The 17,947-nt window shown below is 35.1% G+C and carries 14 protein-coding genes; 5 read left to right on the top strand and 9 right to left on the bottom strand.

Annotated elements, in window-relative coordinates:
• Window positions 1–39 precede the first annotated feature (39 nt).
• The gene (locus Y10_RS02940; RefSeq protein ID WP_281763872.1) at window positions 40–726 is read right to left on the bottom strand and encodes a hypothetical protein; all 687 of its coding nucleotides are present in this window, start codon (window positions 724–726) and stop codon (window positions 40–42) included.
• 343 nt (window positions 727–1,069) lie between these two features.
• Here Y10_RS02940 and Y10_RS02935 point away from each other — a divergent pair, with 343 nt between their 5' ends.
• On the top strand, window positions 1,070–3,472 hold the full coding sequence (locus tag Y10_RS02935) for a TonB-dependent receptor (RefSeq protein ID WP_281763871.1): 2,403 nt from the start codon (window positions 1,070–1,072) through the stop codon (window positions 3,470–3,472).
• A gap of 47 nt (window positions 3,473–3,519) precedes the next feature.
• On the top strand, window positions 3,520–4,647 hold the full coding sequence (locus Y10_RS02930; protein ID WP_281763870.1) for a PepSY-associated TM helix domain-containing protein: 1,128 nt from the start codon (window positions 3,520–3,522) through the stop codon (window positions 4,645–4,647).
• Window positions 4,648–4,738: 91 nt separating this feature from the next.
• On the opposite strand, the gene Y10_RS02925 is transcribed toward Y10_RS02930, so the two are convergent.
• The 3 genes from Y10_RS02925 to lepB form a co-directional block, all read right to left on the bottom strand.
• Complete coding sequence (locus Y10_RS02925) at window positions 4,739–5,275, bottom strand: DUF4199 domain-containing protein (protein WP_281763869.1); 537 nt, start codon at window positions 5,273–5,275, stop codon at window positions 4,739–4,741.
• A gap of 107 nt (window positions 5,276–5,382) precedes the next feature.
• Window positions 5,383–5,859: a response regulator transcription factor gene (locus Y10_RS02920; protein WP_281763868.1), complete on the bottom strand. Its 477-nt coding sequence runs from the start codon at window positions 5,857–5,859 to the stop codon at window positions 5,383–5,385.
• A 139-nt stretch (window positions 5,860–5,998) separates the two neighbouring features.
• Window positions 5,999–7,573, bottom strand: coding sequence for a signal peptidase I (gene lepB, locus Y10_RS02915; RefSeq protein WP_281763867.1), 1,575 nt, complete (start codon window positions 7,571–7,573; stop codon window positions 5,999–6,001).
• A 135-nt stretch (window positions 7,574–7,708) separates the two neighbouring features.
• Between lepB and Y10_RS02910 the strand changes: the two genes are divergently transcribed.
• Entirely contained in the window at window positions 7,709–9,409 is a 1,701-nt protein-coding gene (locus Y10_RS02910) for an ABC transporter ATP-binding protein (protein ID WP_281763866.1), read from the top strand.
• A gap of 98 nt (window positions 9,410–9,507) precedes the next feature.
• On the top strand, window positions 9,508–11,037 hold the full coding sequence (gene mqo, locus Y10_RS02905) for a malate dehydrogenase (quinone) (RefSeq protein ID WP_281763865.1): 1,530 nt from the start codon (window positions 9,508–9,510) through the stop codon (window positions 11,035–11,037).
• 98 nt (window positions 11,038–11,135) lie between these two features.
• On the opposite strand, the gene Y10_RS02900 is transcribed toward mqo, so the two are convergent.
• The 4 genes from Y10_RS02900 to dusB form a co-directional block, all read right to left on the bottom strand.
• Complete coding sequence (locus tag Y10_RS02900) at window positions 11,136–11,789, bottom strand: 3-oxoacid CoA-transferase subunit B (RefSeq protein ID WP_281763864.1); 654 nt, start codon at window positions 11,787–11,789, stop codon at window positions 11,136–11,138.
• A 35-nt stretch (window positions 11,790–11,824) separates the two neighbouring features.
• Window positions 11,825–12,523 carry a CoA transferase subunit A gene (locus Y10_RS02895; protein WP_281763863.1) on the bottom strand — a complete coding sequence of 233 codons (699 nt, stop codon included), beginning with the start codon at window positions 12,521–12,523 and terminating at the stop codon, window positions 11,825–11,827.
• A 126-nt stretch (window positions 12,524–12,649) separates the two neighbouring features.
• Window positions 12,650–13,171 carry a DUF3575 domain-containing protein gene (locus Y10_RS02890; protein WP_281763862.1) on the bottom strand — a complete coding sequence of 174 codons (522 nt, stop codon included), beginning with the start codon at window positions 13,169–13,171 and terminating at the stop codon, window positions 12,650–12,652.
• 99 nt (window positions 13,172–13,270) lie between these two features.
• Entirely contained in the window at window positions 13,271–14,263 is a 993-nt protein-coding gene (gene dusB, locus Y10_RS02885) for a tRNA dihydrouridine synthase DusB (RefSeq protein ID WP_281763861.1), read from the bottom strand.
• A 136-nt stretch (window positions 14,264–14,399) separates the two neighbouring features.
• On the opposite strand from dusB, the gene Y10_RS02880 reads away from it, so the two are divergent.
• Complete coding sequence (locus Y10_RS02880; RefSeq protein ID WP_281763860.1) at window positions 14,400–15,422, top strand: hypothetical protein; 1,023 nt, start codon at window positions 14,400–14,402, stop codon at window positions 15,420–15,422.
• Between the two features lie 73 nt (window positions 15,423–15,495).
• Here the strand turns inward: Y10_RS02880 and Y10_RS02875 are convergent, their stop codons facing one another.
• Window positions 15,496–17,886 carry a TonB-dependent receptor domain-containing protein gene (locus tag Y10_RS02875; RefSeq protein ID WP_281763859.1) on the bottom strand — a complete coding sequence of 797 codons (2,391 nt, stop codon included), beginning with the start codon at window positions 17,884–17,886 and terminating at the stop codon, window positions 15,496–15,498.
• Window positions 17,887–17,947 lie beyond the last annotated feature (61 nt).

Below are 17,947 nucleotides of genomic sequence, written 5' to 3'. Positions count from 1 at the left end.
AAAAAATTGTAAATACCCATTACCATAATACTAACCAATTTACAATTCCAAAAACACAGTGCCTTCTGGTAAATTAAGGGTCAACTCACTATCTTTTACGGGTCTTCTATTAATAGCTGTTGGTGTGTATATCTTTGTCCAATAAAGTCCTTCTTCAATCATAAAGAGTTGTATTCCTTTTCCTCTTCTAAATAATTCGTCAAAACGGTACTCGGTAAAACCTTCATACCAATCTGGATTTACCTTTAAATCAGGAGCAAAATAGTAACTACTAGTAACATAAAATACCGAATCTGGTTGTGTTTTTAATGTCACTTTTATATTTGAATTAAACCCTACTACCTTATGGTTTAAAATTACACTGTCTTTACCTTTAGTAATAAAAGCATCGCTGGTCCGCTGTGCCATACTATACCAATATACCGTATCGGTATCTGCCACTTTTGCGTATGTTTTTTTATTTTCTACTAGCAGGTAATAACTACGTAACCAAGACTTATCAGGCGCAAAAAATTCTTTTTTATAGTTACCATTCTTAAAAGTCATAACCATCTTATTACCCTCCAACGCCATGAGTCTATTCTTATCAATTCCCTTTTTGCTAGAAATATAAGTAATATCGTAAGTAATAGTTCCTTCAAAATAAGTGGTATCGGTTACTTTTTGTGCCCAAGCAGAAGGAGTTAAAAACAAACCTAAAATTGATATGTATAAAACTCTTTTCATAGTATAGCTAAAAATATAAAACTAATTATATCCATTTAAGTTTCCTAATACATTTGGTAATCAATATTAAAAGCATTTCGAGTTTGCAAAAAGATCGTTAACACAAATACATCCTCCTTTTATTTAAGCATCAAATTGCTAATAAAAGAGACTATGAATCTAACAACCAAAATATAAGCTTTTATAATTCCTTATAACAATTTTAAACCCGACACATGTCGAAAAAAATATGTTTTAGTATGTTACAATCACTTACAAAAAAACACTACTTTTTCTGTTTATTATTTTTATTAAATCTAAATAAGTTTATACATTTGTCAATAAATTAAACTAATAATCAATTATGAAGTTTACCTATAAATTAAAAATTAGCACACTTTCCTTAGCTATTTGTTTGTTAGGAGTAACTATAAATAATCCTCTATACTCCTTCGAAAAAACCCATCTAAATACAGATATTAAGAATCATTTTATAGCTAGCGCTGTGTCTGGTTATATTACTGATACGAATGGCACTCCTATTGCTCAAGCAAATATTACTATTGAAGGCACCTCTTTAGGAACTGTAACCAATGAAAGAGGGTACTTTTTCATTGGAGGATTAGAACAAGGCACCTATACCATTAAAGTAGCCTACGTAGGTATGGAAACCCAAACCAAAAAAATAATTGTTACTACTAACACAGAGATTAAAGTAGATTTTACCTTAAAACAGCAAAATGAAATACTGAATGAAGTAGTAGTAGAAAGTAACCAAAATAAATTCAGTAAAAAAGAGAGTAAAACCGTATCGCACATGCCGATAAGTTATATGCAAAACCCACAGGTATATTCGGTAATCTCAAAAGATGTAATGCAAGAGCAGCTAGTTACCGACGTTCAAGGAGCTTTGGTAAATACTCCTGGTGTAAGTAACCTTGTAGAAAGTGTTGGTTCTGGCGGAGTTGGTTTAACCATGTATATGCGTGGTTTTAGTACAGGTGTTAACATGCGTAATGGTATGGCTACAACTTTTGTTACTATGACAGACCCAGTTAACCTAGAACGTTTAGAAGTAATTAAAGGGCCATCTGCTACTCTGTTTGGTTCTACCTTAACATCTTATAGTGGGTTAGTTAACCGAGTTACCAAAAAACCATATAGTAGTTTTGGTGGCGAGGTTGGATACTCATTAGGTAGTTTTGGCTTATCTAGAATTACTGCTGATATTAACACCCCTTTAAATAAAGATAAAACCGTTTTATTTAGATTAAATGCAGCTAAACACAACGAAAAAAGTTTCCAAAACTTAGGTCACCAAAATAACTATGCAGTAACACCTAGTTTAACATATCTGGTAAATGACCGTTTAACGTTAAACATAGAAGCCGAATTATTCCATACCAATAGACCAAGTAACTACATTGGAATTAATAAAGCTGATGATGGTAGCGGGGTAACTGCTAATAGCTTTGATGAACTAGATTACAACTTTGACTTCTCTTTTGGTAGTGACCAATTACAAAGTGAAGCTGATGTGTTCAATGTATTTGCTCAGGCAATCTATCAAATATCAGATAATTGGACCTCACAAACCAATATTTCAACTGCCAATACAGATAATAATGCAAACTACTTATTCTTAACTTATTTAACAGATAGCAGCATAAGAAGAATGCCAATGAATATTGTGAGTAACTTTAATAGTACTCAAATACAGCAAAACTTTAATGGCACCATGAAATTTGGTAATGTAGAAAACAAAATTTTGGTAGGATTAGACTATTATTACCTCACTACTAAAGACCGAAGAACCCGCTATGTATATGATGTAATTAGCCCACAGGATACCGATGCCGATATCAATTATCAATCATACCTAACTACACTCGGAGAGACTGACCCGTATGCTAGAGTAACAAGAGAACAGGAAACCTATAGTGCCTATGTATCTGATGTAATTACCATTGCAGACCGTTTAAACATAATGGCTAGCTTACGTGTAGACCATTATAAGAATAAGGAAGCAGATTATGACCAAACTGCTTTCTCACCAAAACTAGGTATTACCTATGAAGTTATGAAAGATCAACTAACCCTATTCGGAAACTTTATGGATGGTTTTCAAAATGTAGATCCTAGTGAAACCGATGGCGTAGCTGTTACTTATGACCCAGAACATGCTACCCAAATTGAAGGAGGAGTAAAAGCAGATTTATTTAACAATAAACTAGCGTTAACTGCAAGTTATTATGATATCACCGTAAGAGATATTGTACGTAGTGTTCCAGACCCTAACAACATTGGTGTTTTTAATGCAGTACAAGATGGTACTCAAAATAGCAAAGGTTTAGAATTAGAAGTAATTGCCAACCCATTAACCGGTTGGAATATTATTGCAGGATACGGATATAACGAAAGTAGATATACCAAAGCTGATATAGATGTAGAAGGCAATAAACCTTACTCTACTCCTTATAATGTTGCCAACTTTTGGACTAGCTATAACTTTAGTAAAGGTACTTTAAAAGGTTTTGGACTAGGATTTGGAGGAAATTATGTAGGTGAATCTTATTTCAACGATGCTAACACTTTTACGCTTCCTGAATATACTGTTATTAACAGTACCATATTTTATGACCAGCCTAAATATAGAATTGGGTTTAAACTGAACAACATTACAAATGAAGAGTACTGGGCTGCAAGCTACTGGGCTCAACCACAAAAAACAAGAAATTTTGTTGTAAACTTCACTTATAAATTTTAACCTTTCCGTTGAAAGTTGGTCTCCATGGGCCAACTTTCTTTTATTTTATGAAGCAAAAAGTACACAAAAAGAAAAAAGGAAAATCTACCTTTAACAAGGTAGTTGCATGGATACATTTATGGCCTAGTATTGTATCGGGTATTATTGTTGTTTTTGTTTGTATTACAGGTACTATTATTGTGTATACAGATGAGATTATGGACCTCTCTGCCGGAGAAGCCAAATATGTAACTCCAGGAGAACACAAATTAACTTACTCAGAAATTAATGAAAAAGTATTACAGCAAGACTCTATGTATGCTGTATCTGAAGCTGTATTTTATAAAGAGCCCAACCGAAGTCTTCGTTTAAGAATTTTTGACAGAAAGAATGTCAAAATGTTTATGATGTATGTGAACCCATATACAGGTGAAATTCTTAAAAAAGATAGTACTATTTATTTTTTCTTTATTACAGCACATTTACATGCACAACTATTAGCAGGCTCTATTGGTGGATGGATTGTGGCTATTTCTACTATTGTTTTTTTTGTTAACTGTCTTACTGGTCTCATTTTATGGTGGCCAAAAAAATGGAATAAAACAACCAAAAAAGCAAGCTTTACTGTAAAATGGAGTGCAAAATTTAAACGTTTAAATTATGATTTACATAATGTTTTCGGATTCTATTCCTTGTTATTATGTGTTATTCTAAGTGGTACAGGGCTCATTATTTTTTTCCATACTTTAATGGATGTTACCGTTAAGGTTGCCGGTGGTGATGAACTAGGTATTATAGAAAAACTACCTAAAGCAGACTCCAACAAAATTCCTCTAGACATGGCAGCATTCGCATATAAAACTCTAGACGAAAAATTTCCTCAGAAAGAGGCTGCTAGTATATGGGTATACCAAGTACAAAATTTGGGCGCATTTGCTTTTACTGCAGGAAAACCAGGTTTAAAAAGTATAGAAGGTGACGAAATAATTGCCTTTGACAAATATTCTGGTGACCAGATTAACCTATCTGAAAAAACGATTACACACGCAAAAACTGAAAATACAGTATGGCAACTACATATGGGACAATGGTGGGGGCAATTAGGTAAACTACTCACTTTTATCACAGGTATTATTGCTACCAGTTTGCCTATTACAGGGTTTATAATTTGGTGGGGAAAAAGAAAAAAGAAATAAAACTAACTGCATACAAACCACCTTTCATATATTATTTGTTGTAGTCGGTTTGTGCTGTAAAACACAAACCGATACAATTTATTAAAATTGTTTACGCAATCGTCTTTTCCTTGCGCTTAAGTATCAAAGCACTAATAAGCGTAACAATTAATCCTGGAGGCAGTATTTCCATATACGTAAACCCGGCATTAATAAATGGGTTCTTGTACATTTCAGCATAGTCTGCCATCTCTTGTACTTGTTGGTCTATTTCTGCTTGGGTAGCTCCGGCTGCTCTTAAATTGGCAATGGTATGCTCGGCATACTTTTCCATAAAATCCGGAATAAAATAAAAATAGTCTATCAACCAAGATACTACATACACCGTAGAAGCAATTAGCACAATAATACCACCAACTTTAAAAGCCTTCCCAAAACTAATTACCCCACCATTATAATTATTCCTATAATTTCTAATGCCTATAAACACCATAGAAAAGGCTATAAGCATAGAGGCATAGCCAATTATCATTCCCTTATCAAAATCTACGGCACCTTCGGTATCAAACATACCACTAATAGATAACAACATAGATGCCGACACTATAACACCGGCAATAAGTCCATAAACAAGAGTAATTTTTTTCATTGTAATACGTTTTTAAGATGCAACAATAGTACAGGTTTTGCCTAATTTCTATCTCATACTTTTGGCCATTTCTTTAAAATTCTCCCTTTTTAGTACCAAAGTATGAGTTATGGTATTAGTCCTAAGCGCTTTGCCTTTTCTACAGCTTGCGTACGTCGTTGTACTTGTAATTTACTAAACAAATTCTGATTATGCGATTTTACCGTGCTTACCGACACACTTAGTTCAGATGCTATTTCTTGGTTCGTATGCCCTAATGCTATCAACTGTAATATTTCTAATTCGCGCTTGGTAATTTCAAGCATTTCCAATTGTTGCGTATTAATAGTAAATGTTGCCTTTGGGGTTATATAAATTTCCTTTTCTATAATACGTGTTTCAACTTTTGGTTTGGTAAGTTTTGCTGCCAACCAAATACCAAGTGCGGTAAATATAAGGGCAATAAAGCCAATATAAATTTCAAAATAGTGTTCAAAAACAACAAATCGAAGCTCTAACCACCTCAACAAAAAAAGCAGTAAAGCCAAGCTAACACCATATAAAATGGTAGTTTTATATTTTTTAAAAAAGGAGCGGTATTTCAATTGAATATCTATTTTACTGAATTACTTCTAATTGCGTTAGCAATATAGTAATTGAAGTTTCTACAAAGCTACATTGAAATAAAAAAAGGAGTTCATCTGTCTGATAAACTCCTTTTAAATTGTATTTCTTAAATAGCTATTATGCCTTTTTCTTCTTATAATATTTAGACCCTATATATATCAATACCCCAATAACCACCGCATACCAAAAATACGATACGGGCTTACCGCTACCACCAACGGTAGTAAAAAGCCTGTCCCAACGTATTTTGTCAAAGCCCTGAGCATTTTTCTCAAAACTCATAAATATAAACACAGGTTTACCAACTACATGATCAAAAGGTACATAACCCCACATACGTGCATCTAATGAATTATGGCGGTTGTCGCCCATCATCCAATAGTAATTCTGTTTAAACGTATAGGTAGTTGCCTTTTTACCATTAATAAAAATATCATTTCCAGCAGTGGTTAAATTATTATGCTCGTACTCGGTTATAATACGTTTGTAAAAAGGTAAGTTTGCTTTTGTAATATCAATGGTAGCACCTTCTTCCGGAATATAAATTGGTCCGTAATTATCGCGGTTCCATTGTAAAGAATCTATATACGGAAACACTTCTCCCTTTACCCCATCTAACACCAATTGCTTCTCTACACTTTTTACCAAAGGATGCTCTTTTAATCGGGCAGCTTCTTCATCTGTTAAGGTTAAATAATAGCCATTCTTATAGCTACCTCCTTCTCTAAATCCGTAGCGCTCTTTTAATGCGCCAAGCGGTATCTGCTGATTATCGGTATCTACATAAAAACCATATTGGGGTTTAGCACGCTCTGGTAATTGTGTTTGTTTTCCATTAATAAACACATAACCATTTTTAATCTCTAAGGTATCGCCCGCAATACCCACACAGCGTTTTACCAAGTTTGTTTTTTTATCAATTGGCTTGTAATAGTTTCTATCGGGATGAAAATTGTTCATATCCTTCAGCGTATCTGCCGGCTGATTAAATACCACAATATCATTATTCTTTATCTTCTGAAAACCAGGTAATCGTAAATAGGGCAGCTGAAACGAATTCCAAAAAGAAGTTTCTCGTTTCTCATAATCATCATCAAACACGTATGACTTAGACCCTACTACAGGTAACGTATCATGCACAAAGGGTGCTGCAATGGTAGTCATAGGTACTCTTGCTCCGTAATGAAACTTACTTACAAAAAGAAAATCGCCCACCAGTAAACTTTTTTCTAAAGAAGAAGAAGGTATTACAAAGGGCTGCATAATATACATATGTACAAAAGTAGCAGCAACCACCGCAAACAAAATAGAGTTTGTCCACTCGCCAATAGCTGTTGTTGGTTTTAAACTACGGTTGGGTATATAGGCAGCATCTGTAGCATAGTTTACATAGTAAATATAAAACCCTAATGTTAGCACCCCCAAATACGTATCTTTCATACTGTTTTTACCAAAGCTACGTATGGTTTCTACCCATACAATAGGTATCATGGCCAAATTAATTACTGGTAAAAACAGCAGTACTACCCACCACTTAGGGCGGTTTATTATTTTCATAAGCACCACCGCATTGTATACAGGCACCAATGCTTCCCAGGCTTTTCTGCCTGCACGTTGGTATAATTTATAAGTTCCTGCAAAATGTATTACCTGTACTACAAGTAAAAATATAAGCCACTGAGAAAATGTCATTTCAAATTTTTAATCACATAGGTAGACAAAAGTAAGGTATTGTTACAGTTATATTTACTATTTCACGTGATGTATTTAAAATGTATGTGCCTACCCTAACAACTATAATTCACATAATTCTACTATCTTTAACCTATGCTAAAGGTTACTAATTTATCGGTTGCGTTTAAAAAAGAAAACGCTTTTACCAATGTTATCCATAACATCTCTTATAGTGTAGAGACCAATGAAATTATTGGTATTGTAGGAGAATCTGGTAGTGGTAAATCAGTTTCATCATTAGCATTAATGGGCTTACTTCCTAAAAAAATAAGTAACATATCGTCTGGTAGTATTAGCTTTCAAGATCAAGAACTTACGCAACTTTCAGAAAAGGAATTTAGACGGATAAGAGGAAATCAAATTTCCATGATTTTTCAAGAGCCTATGTCATCTTTAAACCCCTCTATGAAATGTGGTAAGCAAGTACTAGAAATTTTGAAAGCACATACCAAACTAACTACCAAAGAGGCGAAAGCAGAGGTTTTATCGCTGTTTGAAAAAGTGCAACTACCAGAACCCGAGGTGTTGTACAACAAATATCCGCATCAAATATCTGGCGGACAAAAACAGCGGGTAATGATTGCTATGGCAATAGCCTGTAAACCTAAATTACTTATTGCAGATGAACCTACAACAGCACTAGATGTAACCGTACAAAAGGAAATTATAAAGCTGCTAAAAAAACTACAGCAAGAAACCAATATGAGCATCATATTTATTTCTCATGATTTAGCATTGGTTTCAGAAATTGCCGATAAAGTAGTGGTTATGTACAAGGGAGCTATTGTAGAACAAGGTAGTGCGGCAACTATATTTAACCAGCCACAACATACCTATACTAAAGCTTTACTAGCCTCTAGACCTTCATTAGACGTTAGGCTGGCAAAACTACCCACCATAGCCGATTTTTTAAATAATACTATTGATAACACCATAGTTACAGCACAAGACCGAGCAGAAAAACATCAACAACTATACAGTCAACCTCCCTTATTAGAAGTTGCTAATGTTGAAAAAGAGTACTTGGGTCAAGCCTCTTTATTCGGAAAAAGTACCAGCTTTAAAGCTGTAAATGATGTTTCCTTTAAAGTATACGAAGGCGAAACCGTTGGTTTGGTAGGCGAAAGCGGCTGCGGAAAATCTACCCTTGGTAATGCCATTTTGCAGTTAGACAAAGCCACGGCGGGTAGCATACGCTATAGAGGTACCGATATTACCAAACTCAACAGTAGCCAAATTAAAACGTTACGCAAAGAAATTCAGCTTATTTTTCAAGATCCGTATTCTTCACTCAACCCTAGAATAGCCGTAGGAAACGCCATTTTAGAACCTATGAAAGTGCACGGACTTTATGAAAATGATGCACAACGTAAAGAAAGGGTTATTGCGCTTTTAGAGCGGGTTGGTTTAGAAGCCGATCACTACAATAGATATCCGCATGAATTTTCTGGTGGGCAACGTCAACGTATTGGTATTGCACGTACCATTGCATTACAGCCCAAACTTATTATTTGTGATGAATCTGTCTCTGCCTTAGATATTTCGGTACAAGCACAAGTACTTAATTTATTGAATGAGTTAAAAGAAAATTTTGGTTTTACATACCTTTTTATTTCCCATGATTTAGCCGTAGTGAAATACATGAGCGATCAATTAATTGTAATGAATAAGGGTAAAATAGAAGAAATTGGCGATGCAGATGTTATTTACGCAAACCCGAAGTCAGAATACACGCACAAACTAATAGCTGCTATCCCTAAGGAAAATGCAATAAAAAAACGTTTTCGTAAATAATTTTTGTTGAATTTCTAACACTTCTTAATTTTTAGTAAAAAAATTGCAATTGTTTAACAGCTATTGTTATACCTTTGTAACACCAAAACACAATTAATATGCGTAAGAATTCTGTTCCTGAAACTCAAGAAGTGGTTTTAATAGGAGCCGGAATTATGAGTGCTACTTTAGCAGTACTTCTAAAAAAATTAGATCCGACTCTTACCATTACTGTTTACGAAAAACTAGATGTTATTTCCGGTGAAAGCTCTAATGCTATGAATAATGCCGGTACCGGACATGCAGGTTTTTGTGAACTAAATTATACCCCTGAAAAAGAAGATGGCTCTATTGATATTAAGAAAGCCATTGATGTTGCAAGCTCTTTTGATTTATCAAGAGAATTTTGGGCTCACCTAGTAGAAAATGAAATTATCAGTAACCCTGAAGATTTTATTACACCTACACCACACATGAGCTTTGTTTGGGGAGAAGACGACGTAAATTTTTTGAGGAAAAGATGGGAAACACTTTCTACGCACCCATTGTTTAAAGACATGAAGTACTCTGAAGATTGGGATGAAATTGCAAGTTGGTTACCTTTAGTGATGAAAGATCGTAAAAAAGGAGAGCCAGTTGCTGCCACCCGAATGGAACATGGTACTGATGTAAACTATGGAGAACTTACTCGTAAAATCTTAATGAACTTACTTTTCCATAACCAGATTGATTTACACATGGCACATGAGGTAAAAAATCTGAAAAAGAAAGAAGACGGTTCATGGGAGTTAAAAGTAAAAAATCTTGCTACTAAAAAGAAAAGTACCAAAAAAGCAAACTTTGTGTTTATTGGTGCTGGCGGAAAAGCAATTACCTTATTAGAAAAATCTCATATTAAAGAGGCAAAAGGGTATGGCGGATTCCCAGTTAGTGGTGAGTGGTTAATTTGTAACAATCCTGAAGTTGTAAAACAACACCACGCTAAAGTATACGGTAAAGCTAAAATTGGGGCGCCACCAATGTCGGTTCCTCACTTAGATAGCCGACAAATTAATGGAAAAGCTAGTTTATTATTTGGACCATTTGCCGGATTTTCAACCAAGTTTTTGAAAAACGGATCCTATTGGGATTTTGTAGGTTCTATGCGTAAAGATAACATTGTACCAATGATGTCTGCCGGAATTCACAACATACCGTTAACCAAATATTTAATTGAGCAGGTACGCCAAACCAAAGAAGATAAATTAAACGCCTTAAGAGACTATTTCCCAGATGCAAAAGCAGAAGATTGGGATGAAGAACTTGCCGGACAACGTGTACAAGTAATTCAAAAAGATGGTAAAGGTGGTGTACTTAAATTCGGAACTGAAATTGTATGCTGTGAAGACGGTTCTTTAGCCGGATTATTAGGAGCTTCTCCAGGAGCCTCTACCGCAGTATCTATAATGATAGATTTGCTTCAAAGATGTTTCCCTGAACGTTTTGAAGCAGCATGGAAAGGTAAAATTCAAGAAATTATACCTTCGTATAACAAAGCAAGTATTGCTCCAAAAGAGTATAGTGACAGCAGACAACGTACTGCCGCTATTTTAGGTCTTACACCAGCAATGCAACATAAAAGAGAAGAAGTTTCATCTTACGTTAGTTAATAGCAGAAAGGCTGGCTATCATGAAAAAAATTATTGGGTCTAAATACCTAACTATTTAACCTATATAGCACAAAGAATTTTAGCCAGCCTCTTTCTTTTTATAACTTCATCTCCGGAATATCTCCGTTTACAATTAGTTTTCCTGCGGTTGCATTTTTTATTTCTTCTACACTTACACCTGGTGCTCGTTCTAAAAGTAAAAACCCTTCAGCGGTTACTTCTAATACCGCCATATTAGTCACTATTTTTTTTACGCACCCTACTCCTGTTAAGGGTAATGAACATTGCGGCAGTAATTTAGACGCTCCTGCTCTATTGGTATGCATCATAGCCACTATGATATTTTCGGCAGAGGCTACCAAGTCCATAGCACCTCCCATACCTTTAACCATTTTACCCGGTATTTTCCAATTGGCAATATCACCGTTTTCTGCTACTTCCATAGCTCCTAATATAGTAAGGTCTACATGCTTACCGCGTATCATGGCAAAACTAGTAGCAGAATCAAAAAAACTAGCCCCGTCCAATGTAGTAATGGTTTGCTTGCCTGCATTAATTACATCTGCATCTTCCTCTCCCTCAAACGGAAAAGGTCCCATACCCAATACTCCGTTTTCACTCTGAAATTCTACTGCAATATCATCGCGTACAAAATTAGCTACCAAAGTAGGTATTCCTATTCCTAGGTTTACATAATAGCCGTCTTTTACTTCTTTTGCAATTCGTTTTGCTATACCGTTTTTATCTAACATGTTCTAAAATTAAAATGTTGGTAATACCGCTCCCGTTACTTACTTCTCACTGTTCGTTGCTCAATACGTTTTTCATAATGGGTGCCCTTAAAAATTCGGTTTACAAAAATTCCGGGTATATGAATTTCATTTGGGTCTAATGCCCCAGCTGGCAGCAACTCTTCAACCTCCACTACGGTAACTTTAGCAGCACCGCACATACACGGGTTAAAATTACGGGCGGTACCCTTAAATACCAAGTTACCAGCTTCATCGCCCTTCCAAGCTTTCACAAAAGCAAAATCTGCTTTGTAGGCCTCTTCCATTAAGTACATTTTACCATTAAATTCTCTACTTTCTTTACCTTGGGCAACTTCGGTACCATAGCCTGCGGGTGTAAAAAATGCTGGAATACCCGCTTGAGCAGCCCTGCATTTCTCTGCCAATGTACCTTGTGGTGTTAATTCTACCTCTAATTCACCACTTAACATTTGGCGTTCAAACTCGTCATTTTCTCCCACATAAGAAGAAATCATTTTACGTATTTGTTTTTTCTGAAGTAGCAACCCTAATCCAAAATTGTCTACTCCAGCATTATTAGAAATACAAGTAAGCCCTTGTACATTTAACTTTACCAATTGCGAGATACTATTTTCCGGAATTCCGCACAATCCAAAACCTCCCAACATTAGGGTCATTCCATCTGTAACACCGCTTAAAGCTGCTTCAACACCCGAAACTACTTTTTTAATCATTATGTAATATTTTTTTATTAAAATACGAATTTTTCAATAACAATATACATTTTTTAACATAAACTAAAAAGAGGGGTGTAAATATTAATATTTACACCCCTCTTTTTAATCTATTGGTAACCTTTTCTAAAATCGTTTTCCTATAGATATACCTGCCCTTAAATAAGCACTTTGTGCATTTGCATAATCTGCAAAATTACCACCTAGTCCGCCGTAAATGGTACCTGTCCAATTATGATTGTTTAAAAACTTGGCACCTACACTTACACCCATTCCGTAACCAACTTTATTTATATCTTCATGGTTGTAGCTCAAGTCCCAAACTTTTTCAACTGTTTCCTCAAACACGGTAACATTTCCTTCTAAATAAAAGCCAGCGGCTCTTTTTTTTCCAAAATAGAATCTGTAGAAAGCAGTAGAAATATAATTAATATCAATATGCTCATCATTAAGCGAAATTGCCGCAGAAAGTCCTATAGATCCGTTGTCAGAAATAATACGCTCATAGGTAACCTCGGGTAAACCTAAAGCAGTATACAGTAAATTTAAACTCACTTCATTGTTATCGTATGAGGTATTTTGTCCGTTTTGTGCCTGTACTTTACAGAGCCCAAGAACGATTAAAAGCATCAACGTGATTTTTTTCATTTTAGGTTATTTTGTTAGGTTGTACTAATTAATAAGTTTATTAATTAGTAAGTAGATTCTTAAAAACAAAAAAGGTTGCGTTTGCAACCTTTATAAATTTTATTTTATCACTGTATCCTTAAAATTCTCTAGTATTTGGTCAAATACTCCGTATAGCTCATCTAAATTATCATTAGTAACCAACTGTTGTCGGTACTCTTTAAAATGAGGTATTCCTTTAAAGTAATTGGTATAGTGCCTACGCATTTCCATAATTCCTAAACGTTCTCCTTTCCATTCGGTAGACCATGTAAGATGATTTTTAGCAGCCTCTACTCTATCAGCAATTGTAGGCGGATCTAAATGTTCACCAGTTTCAAAAAAGTGTTTTATCTCGTTAAAAATCCACGGATATCCAATAGCAGCCCTACCAATCATAATACCATCTACCCCGTACTTATTGCGGTATTCTAAGGCTTTTTCAGGAGAATCTACATCCCCATTACCAAATATAGGCATGGTAATTCTAGGATTTTCTTTCACGCGTGCAATGGGTACCCAATCTGCCTCTCCTTTGTATAGTTGGGCACGGGTTCTACCATGTATACTTAAGGCTTGTACCCCTACATCTTGCAAACGTTCTGCTACCTCATCAATATTTATAGAGCTATCGTCCCAACCCAATCGGGTTTTTACCGTTACCGGTAAACTGGTACTATCTATCACTGCCTTGGTTAGGCGTATCATTAAATCTACATCTTTTAATACTCCGGCACCAGCCCCTTTGGTAACCACCTTTTTTACCGGGCAACCAAAGTTAATATCTAATACATCTGGCTTTACCGTTTCTACTATTTTGGCAGACATTGCCATCGCTTCTTCATCTCCACCAAAAATCTGAATACCAACAGGACGTTCGTAATCAAAAATATCAAGCTTCATCTTGCTCTTAATAGCATCACGTATTAAGCCCTCAGAAGAAATAAATTCTGAATACAACATATCTGCCCCGTGCATTTTACACAGTCTTCTAAACGGCGGATCACTTACATCTTCCATTGGTGCTAACAACAACGGAAATTCTCCTAACTCTATGTTTCCTATTTTTACCAAAATATTCCAGATTTTGATGCAAAGATAAGTTTTTATCTTTTCTATATGCTATAGTACTACGTACACCTCTGTAAATGCAAAACTACTTGGTTTAAATACTACTTAATATACTATATTTGAGAAACGTTTTTAGCAAATGCCAACGCCCGCAAAAGTATACATAGACCCCCGCTCTAGAATTTTATATGCATCCTTTTACATACAAGGGCTTTATGAGGTATTTGGAAAACAACAGGTATCTTTTTCGGCACATCCGTTTACAGCACTAGACAAAGACAATGAAGCTTTTTCTTTTGAGCATTATTTTGCTTTTGTAATAGATGAAAATGGCACAGAAAAACGCTACATAGTAGATTTTTGTGACCCACCTGATATTAGTAAAAATGCATACCAATGGTGCCATGCATACGCTAAAATAAATTTTAACCCCGCTGAAACAGCACCTCAGTTTTTAGAAAAACTGGTACATATACCACCTAGTTTTGGTATACGCATATGGAGTGCCCCTAAAACGGCACTCATGGCTATAACCAATTATATCCGCTGTAAAAAAGCTAAGTTTCAGTTTCCTAAAAAGTACTTTAAAGATTATTACCACCAACATAAACGCAACGTACTAGCCGATTACCAAAATACCCTACACTCCAATAGCAACAAAAAACCGTATGTTTTTATGATTGCAAGCCTGTGGAAAGATGAAAACTGTGTAGCTGAAACCAATGAAAGGCGACACCAATTTATGCGTATTTGCAAACAACTACCTATTATATTTGAAGGTGGTTTTTGGGCTACGCCAGAACACCCACAGTACAAAACATACAAAGAAGATTGTTTTGATACGCCGTACCCTACAACGGCATACATTGCTAAAACAAAAGCCTCGTACATGGTTTTTAATACACCCGCTGTACATTTTTGTCATGGTTGGAAATTAGGAGAATATCTTGCCATGGGAAAAGCTATTATTACTACCCCTCTTTACAATAAGCTACCAAAAGCCTTACCGTGTATAGAGATTAATGATGAAGCCTCTTTAAAAAAGGCCATACAAACCCTCATAGAAAGTACAGCTACAAAAAATCAACTAGAAAAAGAAGCTACTGAATATTACCTAAACTATGTACAACCCAAAGCAGTTATAGCAAAATTGGTTTTATAAAAAAAGCGCCTGCTACTAAATAGTAACAGACGCAAGAAATATACCTAGGGTAAGTATTTGGGCTTGTTAAAAATTATAATCGTTCGCGCTCTTCAACGTCAATATCTTGTTTGTTGTTTCTAAGGCGGTAATTACCAAACTTATATTTAAAACCTAACATAATAGTTCGGTTTTCAAATCTGCTTCGGTATGCGTTAGATTGGTTTAAATACTCGGTTGAGCTAGTAAATATTTGTCCGTTAAAAATATCGTTGGCTTGTAAGCTTAGACTAGCACGGTTGTTCCATAACGATTTACTCATAGAAATAGAAAAGTTACTACGTGCTGTTACCTGTGCATTGGCATCGTTAGCTGGTAATACATACATATAAGTAACATCTACTAGCCAAGAGTTATCTTTTAAAAAGGTAAAATAGTTACCCATAAAAAACCACCCTGTCCATCTGTTATTATCAACAAGTGCATTATTATTCTCTACCGCAAAAAACTGAAGTTTATTGTAAAAAGTAGACGACTCAAAATACAAATACCAACGGTTAGAAATAGGTTTACTAACATATAAATCTAACCCATAAGATTCTTCTCTTTCTAAGTTATCTGCAACATACTTAAGTTTTCTGGTTTCATTTTCCTGAAAACTTAATTCAGACATTGGGTCACTAATATGCTTATAGAATAAAGATACTGTATACGCTCTTTTAAAAGTATAATCTATATTCATGTAGTGTTTTAAAGCTGGTAACAATCTAGAGTTTCCAGTTACAAAACTATTATCACTTAAATAGTAACGAAACGGATTTAAACGCTTATAAGAAGGTCTGTTAATACTACGCTTATAGGAAAATGCAAAGCTATGATTGTCTGCCGGATCATACGACAAACTTGCCGATGGAAACCATTTTAAATAATCAAAGCTATTATTATCGGTAGCATCTGCTGCGGTTCCTTCCGCATCGGTATATTCAGCACGTACACCTGCCCTCATACTCCACTTTGTAAAGCTCTTAGAAAAACTGGTATACCCTGCAATATTAGTTTCAGTATAATCAAAGTCATAAGCATTATCGGCACCGTTTTCTACACCTTCTTGTAGTAAATCGCTTCCGGTATCAATAGTAACTCCTTTCGCTCCAAAAGAAAGGGTAGCACTTTTTGGTAAAGGCAATTCATAATCTACCTGACCTGTAGTAATACTTATATCCTGATTTTGTAATGAGTTAATGGTATTGCTATTTAACAAACTAGCAGCGGCATCATAATAATTAGTTACTACGTTTTGTGAACGTTCATAATCATAATTGGTATGGTGTAACAAAACCGAAAGATTTTGTCCTTCATCATCTATAGCATAAGTATACCCAAGATTTAAAGCTATGTTTGTTTTGTTATCTCTTGTATTATTAAAAGAATTAAAGGTAGAATCTATAACCCCAAAATTGTCATAAGCAATAGTATTACTTTTGGTGTTACGCTCCCAATACGGGTTATATAACAGATTGGCAGAAAAATTTAAATTGCTTTTGGCACTTAACTCATAATCTATATTCGTAGTAACGGTATGGTCTTCTTGCCAAGTATCTAAGTCAATAGCACTATCCCAATATCCGTTTTCTTGGGTATTGTCATAAAACTGAACATACTCCGATGTAATTCTATCTAACTTCTTCTTGTTAAACCCATAGCTTAAATATACGTTTAACTTATCCGTTTTATAAAAGTGCCCAGTACTAAGAGCATATTTAGGATAAATACCTTGCGTATAATTACCGCCAATGTTACCATTATAGCCCGTAATTAGGTTTTTACCCATTTTAATATTTACTACAATAGCATCTTCTGCATCGTATTTTGCAGACGGACTAGTAATTACCTCAACCGCTTCTATAGAAGTTGCTGGCGTACTTTCTAATAACTGCTGTAGCTCTGCCGAGGAAAGGTGTACTTTTTTATTGTTGATGTAAACCGTTGGACTTTGCCCTTTTACCGTAAGCTGGTTGTTTAGTAAAATAATCTGTGGCGTTTTTTCTAATACACCCCAAGTACTACCATTGGTTAAAGAAGTACTAGCTACATCAAACACTATACGGTCCGATAGTTTTTTAACCGTAGGCTTTTTAGCACTTACAGTTACTTCTTCTAAATTTTCGTTGCTAGGTTGCATTACTATTGGGGGTACCGTGATATCTCCTGTTACAGAAACCTCTTGCGTGGTGGTAGTAAAACCAACAAACGAACATACAATTTTATAGGTTCCTTCTTTTAAACCTGTAATGGTAAAAGCTCCATTATCATCACTGGCAACTCCTTTAATTGCCTCATCATTGGTGGTGTTTAGTAATATGGTTGCATAAGAAACAGGAGCGTTGTTATTATCTACAACTTTGCCGGATATTTGATATTCTTGAGCGAATATCGTGGTGCTATAAAAAACCGCCAAAGTACATAGCACTGCTATTTTTTTCATAAGAATTGTTTGGTTAGAGTTGTTAACAAATCATTAACAAATATATCAATTTTTTCTTACT

Source organism: Neptunitalea lumnitzerae, from assembly GCF_027924185.1.
In the GTDB taxonomy this organism is placed as follows: Bacteria; Bacteroidota; Bacteroidia; order Flavobacteriales; family Flavobacteriaceae; genus Neptunitalea; species Neptunitalea lumnitzerae.
Note: the sequence above shows the minus strand (reverse complement) of the source record. Positions and strands in the feature narration are given on the sequence as shown.